Source organism: Synechococcus sp. R6-5 (genome assembly GCF_047461775.1).
In the GTDB taxonomy this organism is placed as follows: domain Bacteria; phylum Cyanobacteriota; class Cyanobacteriia; order Thermostichales; family Thermostichaceae; genus Thermostichus.
Window position 1 is genome coordinate 1 of the sequence record NZ_JANSHV010000026.1, and the last position, 10,432, is coordinate 10,432.

Annotated in this window: 9 protein-coding genes; 1 reads left to right on the forward strand and 8 read right to left on the reverse strand. The window is 59.4% G+C overall.

Annotated elements, in window-relative coordinates; all coding sequences use genetic code 11:
• On the forward strand, positions 1-567 hold a 567-nt coding region (locus tag NW818_RS01590; protein ID WP_414423651.1), incomplete at its 5' end, for a heavy metal-responsive transcriptional regulator.
• On the opposite strand, the gene glmS is transcribed toward NW818_RS01590, so the two are convergent.
• The 8 genes from glmS to rplI all read right to left on the reverse strand — a co-directional run bounded on the left by glmS (position 528) and on the right by rplI (position 10,230).
• The gene (gene glmS / locus NW818_RS01595) at positions 528-2,375 is read right to left on the reverse strand and encodes a glutamine--fructose-6-phosphate transaminase (isomerizing) (protein WP_414423652.1); all 1,848 of its coding nucleotides are present in this window, start codon (positions 2,373-2,375) and stop codon (positions 528-530) included. The genes NW818_RS01590 and glmS overlap by 40 nt on opposite strands.
• Before the next feature lie 145 nt (positions 2,376-2,520).
• The gene (locus tag NW818_RS01600) at positions 2,521-3,744 is read right to left on the reverse strand and encodes an MlaD family protein (protein WP_414423653.1); all 1,224 of its coding nucleotides are present in this window, start codon (positions 3,742-3,744) and stop codon (positions 2,521-2,523) included.
• Positions 3,744-4,550: an ABC transporter ATP-binding protein gene (locus NW818_RS01605; protein ID WP_414343968.1), complete on the reverse strand. Its 807-nt coding sequence runs from the start codon at positions 4,548-4,550 to the stop codon at positions 3,744-3,746. The genes NW818_RS01600 and NW818_RS01605 overlap by 1 nt, the downstream gene beginning before the upstream one ends.
• A 204-nt stretch (positions 4,551-4,754) precedes the next feature.
• Positions 4,755-5,642: a TerC family protein gene (locus NW818_RS01610; protein WP_414423654.1), complete on the reverse strand. Its 888-nt coding sequence runs from the start codon at positions 5,640-5,642 to the stop codon at positions 4,755-4,757.
• A gap of 260 nt (positions 5,643-5,902) precedes the next feature.
• A complete protein-coding gene (gene larB, locus NW818_RS01615; protein ID WP_414423655.1) occupies positions 5,903-6,736 on the reverse strand; it encodes a nickel pincer cofactor biosynthesis protein LarB in 834 nt (277 codons plus the stop codon).
• Between the two features lie 47 nt (positions 6,737-6,783).
• The gene (locus NW818_RS01620; protein WP_414423656.1) at positions 6,784-7,680 is read right to left on the reverse strand and encodes a universal stress protein; all 897 of its coding nucleotides are present in this window, start codon (positions 7,678-7,680) and stop codon (positions 6,784-6,786) included.
• Positions 7,681-7,811: 131 nt separating this feature from the next.
• The gene (gene dnaB, locus NW818_RS01625) at positions 7,812-9,587 is read right to left on the reverse strand and encodes a replicative DNA helicase (RefSeq protein ID WP_414423657.1); all 1,776 of its coding nucleotides are present in this window, start codon (positions 9,585-9,587) and stop codon (positions 7,812-7,814) included.
• A 178-nt stretch (positions 9,588-9,765) separates the two neighbouring features.
• On the reverse strand, positions 9,766-10,230 hold the full coding sequence (gene rplI, locus NW818_RS01630) for a 50S ribosomal protein L9 (RefSeq protein ID WP_414329820.1): 465 nt from the start codon (positions 10,228-10,230) through the stop codon (positions 9,766-9,768).
• Positions 10,231-10,432: the final 202 nt, after the last annotated feature.

Sequence of the window (10,432 nt, forward strand, 5' to 3'; positions counted from 1 at the left end):
GTCAGCATGAGTGTGGGAGTATGTCACGCTGAAGAAATCTACAGGGATCCAGTTGGGGACATGTCGAATCCTGCTGCTGTCCGAGACTTGTCTGCTAGCCTGAAGATCGGCCAGGTGGCTCTAGCAGCCGGCTTGCCTGTACGCACGGTGCGCTACTACGAATCGATAGGCCTGCTGAAGCCAACGGTGGAACGGGCGGAGTCCAGCTATCGGCTGTTCGACCCTTCGGTTTTGGTTCGTCTGGCCTTTATCCGCCGCTGCCAGAGCCTGGGCCTGAGCTTAGAAGAAATCCGCCAAATCCTGTATGTCCACGACCGAGGGGAGCAGCCTTGTCCAGAAATTCGCCAGCATCTGCAAGGCAAGCTGCAGGAGATTGAACAGCGAATTGCCGATCTGCAAGCGCTGAAAAGCCAAATTCAAGGTCTCCTCTCCGATTGGCAGATCCCCCCTGCGGCTGCTGATGAAAAAGAGGTGATCTGCCCGATTTTGCAAAAACCAGAGGCCAGGGGCGGCAAGGGCAACAGCCGTTACTCCACCGTTACCGACTTGGCCAAGTTGCGCGGCTGATCCACATCGGCTCCGCGGCGCAAAGCCATGGCATAGGCGAACAACTGCAGGGGGATCACGTTCAGAACCGCCGACAACAGGGGTGTCGTGCTGGGCACCTCGATGATGTGGTCGGCTTTCTCCCGCACCTGGGTGTCTTCGGGGTTGATGAGGGCGATCACCCGTCCCCCCCGCGCCCGCACCTGTTCGATGTTGGAGAGCATTTTTTCGTAGACGGGATCCCGGGTGGCAATGCACACCACCGGCACCCGCTCGTCGATGAGGGCAATAGGGCCATGCTTCATCTCCCCTGCCGGGTAGCCTTCGGCGTGGATATAGCTCACCTCTTTCATCTTCAAAGCTCCTTCCAGGGCAATCGGGGCGTTAACCCAGCGGCCCAGATAGAGCATGTTGGCAACATGATGGTACTGCTCCGCCAGTTGGTCGTAGAGGGCGGCGTCCTTCAGCAGCAGGCTGATCTTGCCCGGCAGCTCGATCAAGGCTTGCAGGTGGGCTTGGATCTGGGCCGGGCTGAGGATCCCTTTGGCTTGGGCCAGTTGCAGGGCCAGCAAGTACCCTGCCACCAACATGCCGGTAAACACTTTGGTGGAAGCCACGGCAATCTCCGGACCGGCATGGATGTAGAGAACCCCGGCATCCGCCAGACGGCTGGCCTGGGATCCGATGGCGTTGACAATCGCCAGAGTCGGGATCCCTTGGGTGCGGGCCTCGCTCATGGCTGCCAGCGTATCGACGGTTTCTCCCGACTGGGTTAAGGCCAGCAACAGGTGGTTGGGGCGCAACACCGGCTGGCGGTAGCGAAACTCAGAGGCGTAATCCACCTCTACAGGGGTACGGGCCAAGCTCTCGATGAAGTACTTGAGCACCCAGCAGGCGTGCCAGGCAGTACCACAGGCTACGGCGTGGATGTGCTCAATGTGGGCCAGTTGTGCTTCAGAAAGCGTTAGCCCCTCCAGTGTCACCCGGCCCTGTTCCAGATCCACCCGCCCCCGTAGCGTATCGGTGGTGGTGCGGGGCTGCTCAAAGATCTCCTTTTGCATGAAGTGCTTGTAGCCTCCCTTGGCGGCTGAGACGGGATCCCAGGCCACGGTGATGCTGGATTTGCGCAGCTCCTCGCCGGTAATGCGCAGGTAGCGCACTTGAGACTCCGTGAGAACCGCCATTTCCCCATCTTCTAAGAACACCACCTTGCGGGTATGGCGGACAATGGCAGGCAGATCGGAGGCCACGAAGTTTTCCCCTTCTCCCTCTCCCACCACCACGGCTCCGGCATTGCCCAAACGGGCTGCGATCAGCCGATCCGGCGCCTCCCGATCCAGAGCCACCACGGCGTTTCCCCCCCGCAGTTGCCCCATGACCTGGCCAAAGGCCGCCTCAAAGGAGCCCAGCTCTTCTGTATAGAGGCCGAGCAGTTGGGCGATCACTTCCGTATCGGTTTGGGAGCGGAATGGGATCCCCCGCTCCAGGAGACGCTCCTTTAGCTCCAGGTAGTTTTCCACAATGCCGTTTTGGATCACCACAATGCGCCCGCGCTCGTCGCACTGGGGGTGGGCATTTTCTTCGGTCACGCCGCCGTGGGTGGCCCAGCGGGTATGTCCGATCCCTACCTTGGCGGTGGGCATGTTGGCCGTCAGCTTCACCAGCAGGTTGTGCAGCTTGCCGGTAGCGCGGACAACTCTCAATCCTTCTTCGGGATCCACCGTGGCGATGCCGGCAGAATCATAGCCCCGATACTCCAAGGTGCGCAGGCCCTCCAACAGGATGGGGGCAGCCCACTGAAAACCCACGTAGCCGACAATGCCACACATTCCTCACACCTCAACCTCAGTCGCGCCAGCGTTGCGTAGCCATAGGGGGTGCCGTAGGCACAGCACCTTATCCGCAAAGCCTACCCCAGGTTGGGGATCCCTTCAACGGCTTTGGCCGCCGTTGTTACCTCAGCGGGTTGCCAATTTATGGGGAAGTCTGCGGCTGCCATCCTTGGGATCCAGAGACAATCCCCTGGGCAAAAGAGACGGGCGCAAAACGAAAGTGATACCCTTCGGCCACCGCGGGCTGGATCCCATCTTCCCCAGGGACGCTGGAGACCAAGTTGCTCAGCCCCAACACCAACTCTCGAATGCCGCGGCGAAACTGGGGATCCCCGGTCAGCTCGTCGATGTCGGCGGTAATTTTTTGCATATTCTGAAAGGTGATGCGGGCGGAATCGAGGGTTTGGCGCAGAGTAGCTAAAGTGCCCGGATCGTTGAGGCTGGCGGCAATCTGCTGCAGATCTTCGGTAGCTTGGGCCACGTTCTCCGCAGCCGCTCGCACCTCGGCCAGGATCTGGCGCACATCGGCCTGGAGTTGTGGATCGGTAACCAGCGGGCGCACCGCGCTCGACATGGCCTGTAGATCGGCGCTCACCTGCTGAATGTTCTCCAGGACGGCGTTAAGGGAAGTGCGGTTTTGATCCACCAGGGCGGTGAATTGATCGGCAGCCGCTTGAAAACTGCGGGCAGTTCCCCTCACAGCCCCAGCCGCGTCTTGGATGGCCGTGGCAGCCGTGGTGAATTGCAACAAGTCCAGATCTTCGGTGCGCAGGGCAGCTACTCGCTCTTCCACGGTTTCTGAGAGATCGGCCACGCTATTGGCAACGCGGGTGAGCCCTTCTAGGGTGGCGTTAAGGGTGTCGAAGAGCTCATCGTCGTTGATCCGTGTGAGCAACTGATCCAGCCGGATCAATAACTGGCCAAAATCCACTCCAGGTTTGCCCTCCACCACATCCCCATCGCAGATGATTTGACTGCTGTCGCAATCCGCTGCCAGAGGGGATCCCGTTGCCGCCTGACCCCTCCCCTGGGGCAGGATATCCATCACCGTTTCCCCCACCAACCCCGTCTGTTTGGTTACAAACAGGGCGTTGCGGGGAATAGCCAAAGGCTGGTCAATGGCCACCTGCACCTCCACTTGATTGGGTTGAGGCGTGATACGCTCCACTCGACCTATGGTTACCCCCCGCAGCCGCACGCTGGATCCCTCGGCCAGCCCGACCACGTTGGTATAGGTGACGGTAAATTGAAAGCCGCGACTGCCAAAGCGCAGGTTGTAGATCCACAAAAACAGGCCGGCAAAGCCCAGCGCCCCCGCCAGGATCAACAGGCCCACTGCCCCTTCTCGCACTGCTCGCGAACGCATCACACCTGCCCCGCCACTTGAATTGGCCCTTCTACGCTACCGCTGAAAAACTGCCGCACAAAGGGGTTATCGCACGTTTCAATCTGCTGCACGGATCCCTCCCACTGCACCTGCCCCTGGGCCAACAACACAATGCGGTCGGTGGCGCGGTAAATGGTGCTGTGCTGGTGGGTCACCACAATGTAGCTCTCACAGGCTTTTTTCACCTGCTGCAGCTCCCGGATGAGATCTTCAATTACCGTGGAGGCAATGGGATCCAAGCCCGCTGTGGGCTCGTCGTACAGCAGCAATTGGGGCTCATCCTGGGGCAGAGAAGGATCCTCCATAATGGCGCGGGCGAAGCTGGCCCGTTTGCGCATCCCCCCCGAGAGTTCTTCTGGCAGGTTGTGCTCTTTGCCCGCCAGTCCCACCGCCTCCAGCTTGGCGGCCACCAATTCCCGAATGCGGGAGCGGGGCAACTGCGAGTGCTCGTAGAGCAAAAACCCCACGTTTTCTTCCACCGTCAGGGAGTCGAAGAGGGCGGCCTGCTGAAACACCATCCCTACTCGCAAAGGGGGAGTTGCATGATGGGCTTGAATCTCCGGGAGTGGGATCCCGCACCAGAGCACTTCTCCAGCGTCTGGCTCCGTTAGGCCGGCAATGATGCGCAGCAGCGTCGATTTCCCGGTGCCCGAAGGCCCCACCAGGCCCAGGGCCTCACCCCGGTACACCTTCAGATCCACGTGGTCAAGCACCACCGTCGAGCCGAAGCGCTTGGAAACTTGGCGCAGCTCCACCAAGGGGGCAGTGCTCTGCACTGCTGGCATGCTCAGAACCTCCGCCCTCGCCAAAGGCTGGAGCCTATTTTCCGCGGCCTGCTGCTCCTTTGGGCTGTCTATGCTGCTTCTGAAGCACTTGACCAATGATTTCAAGCAAAACTGGGGGCTCAGGATGCTTCCCTCCTTGAGTCGGCTTCACTGCTAGTTTAGGAGTCGGCAGGGGCCAAGGCAATGAAGCAGCCCACAGCCCTATCAAGGCAGATCAGGGATCCCTGGCGATAGGCCCAAGCCGTACCTCTCCTCTCCATTCTCTCTGCTCTGCAGCTCAGGGGCGAGGTCTTCCTCAAGGGCAGCCACCCAACCGGAGGGGACGATTTCCATCTCGTCTGTAACCCCTGCTCTTTTCTCTTCCCTCTTCTCTCCGTCAGCCAGCTCCGGCTGCTTATCCTGTTCTGAATGGAGTTTCACGCGCCGCGAGAAGCCCCAGACAAATAAGGGGATCACGGCCACCACCATCCCCCACTCTGGGATCTCGATTTGGGGGAAAAACACCTCCAACAACATGGTGCTCCCCACCAAGGCGATGATGGCAAAAGCGGCGTCTTCCAGGTGAGAGAACTCGTCCAACCAACGCAAAAACAGAGAAGCCATGTAGCGCATCAGGGTAATGCCGAGAATGCCGCCGAGGATGATTACCCAAGCCTTGCGGGAGACGCCCACCGAAGCGGCGATGCTGTCGAAAGAAAAAACCAGATCCGTCAGTTCCACCATCACCAGGGTCTGCCAAAAATTGGCGTGGCGGGTGATGTCCTGTTCTTGGCCTTCTTCCTCGCCCCGAAAGTGCTGCCAGGCTAGCCAGAGCAGATAACAGGCCCCCAAGAATTGGGCGGGCGGATACTCCACCAACCAAACTGCCGCGAAGACAATGGCAATGCGAAAGCTGTAAGCGCCGATGATGCCCCAGCGCAAGGCCCGATTCTGCTGCTGGGGGGTGGGCAGATGCTTCACCAGAGCTGCTAGGGCAACGGCGTTGTCCGCAGAGAGGGCGGCCTCCAAAAACACCAAAGCCACTACCAAGAAAATATCTGTCCAGGTGAAGGACTGAGTCATCCCTTGCGCCAGGATCAAGGTCGCTCCCATCGCATCTGTTGCATTTTTGACAAGTGTTGCATCAATTAGCATATTCGCGCGTTTTGTCCGCCCCAGTCAGTCCAACACAGCAGTTAACCAGCGTAGGAACCCTCCCCATCTTCGGATAAAGGTACCCCAGAAAAAGGCATGAACCCAGTTAGGTGACCAGAGGCAACACCCTCAAACTCCCGAAGGATGGGAAAGAGAAAGCCCAAGCCTAAACTATGGCCTGAGTATAGCCTGTTTGGCTCAGGATCTATTTACAATTCTTAACCTTCCGAAATCTGTCGATTCCCTGTTGGATCTCCAGTGGGGCCGCATGAACTCAATCGAGCTGCCAGCCGTTGTCCGCAACGCAGGATCTGGCCTGCCAGAATCGCCGCCCCGAAACCGTTATCGATGTTCAGCACTCCCACCCCCGCTGCGCAGGAGTTGAGCATCGTGAGCAGGGCAGCCAAGCCCTGGAAGCTGGCCCCGTAGCCAATGCTGGTGGGCACAGCGATCACCGGACAATCCGCCAGACCCGCCACCACGCTGGCCAAGGCCCCCTCCATGCCCGCCACCACGATCAGCACGTCCGCTTGCAGGGCCGCCCAGTTGTGCAGCAGCCGATGGATCCCGGCCACCCCCACATCCCAGAGGCGCTTCACCTGAAACCCAGAAAGCTCCAGCGTGAGGGCGGCTTCTTCTGCCACCGGTAAATCGGCAGTGCCGGCGGAGATCACGCTGACCTGCCCAGGATGGCTGACCACCTGCCGGGACGGGATCCAACACAAGCGGGCCAACTCGGAATACTGGGCCTGGGGCAAGCGGCTGCGGATCTCGGCATACACCTGGGCTTCGATGCGGGTGGCCAAGGCCAGGGATCCCCGCTGGTGGAGTTGCTCCAGGATTTGGGCGATCTGATCTGGGGTCTTGCCCGGCCCCCACACGGCTTCGGGAAAGCCCGTGCGCAAGGGACGGTGGTGATCCACATGGGCGAAATCTCCCACCGGCTCGAAGGGCAGAAAGCGATAGGCCTGCAGAGCTTGCTCTGGGGTGAGCTTCCCTTGGGCCACTGCCCGAAACAGATCCTGCAGCGCTGTCGTGGAAGGGGGGTTCATGGAAGGTGAGTTCAATCTGCAACACTCGGCTTGGATCTTGCCTGGATTTATTGGGCCAAAGACCCGCGCGGGAAAAACAACACCGGATGCCAACTTTGCCGCAAAATCTCGCCGGTGAGGCTGCGAACCGACCACTCCCAAAAGCTGCCCACATGGGGGGAGGCAGTGGCAATGGCCGTCATGTCTTCATCGGCAGCAGTAGCCAGGATCTCTTTGAGAGGGGATCCCACCCGCACCAGGGTGCGCAGCTGTACGGGCTTCACCTGCTCGCTCAGGGGTTCAAGCACCTGGGCCAGGTCAGCCTCGGCTTTGCGCTTGAGCACCTCCACCGGAGTTCCTTGGTTGCGGCGGGCGCTGGGATCCACCACGTAGAGCAGGGTAAGCGTCTGGCACTGGGAAGTACCGGGCAGCAGGTGGCCGAGATGGTTCAGCAACTGCTGACGCGGCTGCTCAAAGTCAAAGGGCACCAAGAGGCAGCGAAACAGGTGGCGGCTGCGCAAGCGCAATTCTTCCAGGGTAAAGGTAGCCAGCAGCTGGGGGCGCATCACCAGTAGGGGGATTTTCAGCTTCGGCAACAGCGCCATGGTGGTGCTGCCGAACAATTTTTCGGCGAGCAGGTTGTGGGTACCCATGCCTGTAATGAGCAGATCGGAGCCATAGGTTTGGATGCCTTTTAGGATTAGATCGGCTGGCCTGCCCGCCTGCACCAGAGCCTTGACTTCCAACCCTGCTGGGATCGGGTTCAGCAGCTTCTGCAACTGGGTCTGCTCTGCCTGGACTTCGGGGGTAATGTCGTCGGGAATGCCGATGTCGTCCTCTTGCCAATCTACGCTGCGGACGAAGGTGACGCGCTCAATGCCGTTGCTGTGCAGATCTTCCAAACACTTGCCAAAACGCTGCAGGCCATCTCGGCGGTCGGTGGCAATTAACACGTTTTTAAACATATCGTTTTGAGCATTAGGAGAGAGGGTAGCCGGCTCAAGAGCATTGCTTTGGCCCGCAGCGATCCTAAGCTAACACCTTGCGGGGTTGTTCCCAAGGCAGCAGCTCCGGATCCCTCTTCGGCATCGGTTGCTCAGCGGTTGGGATCCGCCAGGTTGCGAAACTGGGTGTACTGGCTTTCGAACAGCAGGCGCACGGTACCGGTGGGGCCGTTGCGATGTTTGGCAATGATGACCTCGGCAATGCCGCGATCGCTGGTGTTGGGATCGTAGTATTCCGGGCGATAGATCATCATCACCAGATCGGCATCCTGCTCGATGCTGTTGTGTACCAGCAGCCCGTTGGCCACGAAGTTGTGGTGGCGGGGCATTTCGACGTCGTAAACCGGCTGAGGCTCCCCCGGCTCGCTGATGAGCACCACCGGATCCCAGATCAGCCCCTCCTGCACCACCACCGCCACCTCTTCTTCCAATTGCAGCTCGTCGAGGGTTTTCCAGCCGTCTGGGGTCAAGAAGGGATGGTTGCCGGTGGCGCGAATGGAAAAGTTGAGGCGGGTCTTCAGAACACAGGTGGGCTGCCGACCACTGCAAAACACTTTCACAGGCTGTTGGGGCACCAAGCGCCCGCGCCCGTTCAAGCTGAGCAGGCGGGGCAGTTCCGCCGAAGCCGGCAGGGCCGCCAGTTGATCCAGCCGCCAGATCTTGCCGCGATCCGCATCCATCACCTGCGTATCCCCGGCCAGACAGCCCGATTCCCGCAGGTCTGCCAGTTGCGGGCGCTTATCGGAGCGAGACTCAACAGCTCGACTGAGCTGAGACAGCACCAGCACCGGCACCATCAGCTCTTTGGCCATGGCCTTGAGGCCACGGGTAATGCGCGACAGCTCCTGCACCCGGTTGTCAGCAGCGGATCCCTGCATCAGTTGTAGGTAGTCGATCAACACCATCCCCAACGTTCCCCCCTGTTCCGCCTGCAAACGCCGCGCTTTGGAGCGAATTTCTGTAACGGTACAGTCGGGGGTATCGTCGATGAACAGGGGCAATTGCGATAAAAAACCAATGGCTTGTCCCAGGCGCTGCCACTCGTGTTCGCTAATGCGCCCAGAACGCAGGCGGCTGCTGTCGATGCGGGCTTCGCTGGCCAAAAGCCGCTGCACCAGTTGCTCCCGAGACATTTCCAGGCTAAAGATAGCGACCGGCTGCTTGGCATAGGCAGCCACATTTTGGGCAATGTTGAGGGCCAGGCTGGTTTTCCCCATCGAAGGCCGACCGGCCAGGATCAACAAATCGGATCGCTGCAAGCCCTGGGTCAGGTTATCCAGGTCGATGAATTTGGTCGGGATCCCAGGGAGCTGAGCCCCACTCTGGAACTTCTCTTCCAAATCCGAGAAGATATTGACCAAAACCTCGGAGGCCGGGATAAGACTGCGCTGCACCCGCTCTTGGGTGAGGCCAAACACCTGCTGCTCGGCTTGATCCATCACCTGAGACAGGGGCTGACTGGTATCGTAGGCCAAACGAGCCAAGGTATTGCTCACCTGGATCAACTGGCGGCGCATGTATTTATCCATCACCAGGCGGGCATACTGGTCGATGTTGACGCTGCTGACGGTTTGCTCCAGCAGACGACGGATCGCCCCTGTTCCCCCCACCCGCTCCAGAAGATGATGATCCGCCAACCAAGCAGACACAGTCATCAGGTCGGTGGGCTGCCCTTGGCTGTGCAGTTGGAGAGCAGCCCGGTAAATCTCTTGGTGGGCAGAGATGTAGAACATCTCTGGTCGCAGAAACTCCGCGACCCGCACCAACGCATCCGGATCGAGGAGAATGCCCCCCAGGATTTCCTCCTCGGCTTCAATGTTTTGAGGAGGAAGCCGATCCCCACCCGTTAAGTCGTAATCGCTGATCACCACAAGCCAGGATAGGAAAATCAACCCAGCCCTAGGGCAACCGGCCTCTCAGCCAGTCAGCTCCAATCGTCAGGCGGGTCAAGCTCTAGGCTGAGCATACCCGCTTGTTGCCTAAGGCAAAAACCCTACTCACCCCGGGATCCCTCACGGGAACTCAGGGATCCTCGAAGGTGAGTCCTCATTCGGGAGTAACCTGAATGCGCAGCGTAGCGGTAACTTCGGGGTGTAACTTTACCTGCACGGGATAAACCCCGGTTTTTTTGATTTCCTCGTTGAGGAGAATGTTGCGGCGGTCGATATCTAGACCGCTGGTAGCCAGCACCACCTCAGCAATATCGCTGGTGGTCACCTGCCCAAATAGGAGGTCGTGTTCTCCCACTTTCTTACGGATGACGAAGCGACCAATGGTCTCCAGAGCGGTCTTGTAGTTTTCCGCCCGTTGTTTTTCTGCCAGTTTACGAGCCGCTTCCTGCTCCAGACGCATCTGCTGCTCTTTCAATATGCCAGGGGTAACCCGCACCGCCATCTGCCGCGGGAAGAGGTAGTTGCGAGCATAGCCGGGCTTGACGTTGACAATCTCTCCGGGCTTGCCCAGCCCTGGGATCGCCTGGCGCAGCACAACCTGCATGTTACGTTTCGACATCGGGGAAGGCACTTCATTTTCTCGACAGCCTTCCATTCTAGAGGCTCAGTAGAGCCATTGTCAGCTTATGGTCATTTCGATTCAAACCAGGACACTGCACCCCCACCTAGAACGTTGGTCGCGCCGTCGCGTCAGCGTTACGGAGCAATAATGTACGGGGGAAGAAGGCTTTTCTCAATAGCCCAGGCGTCTCACCCTAGCC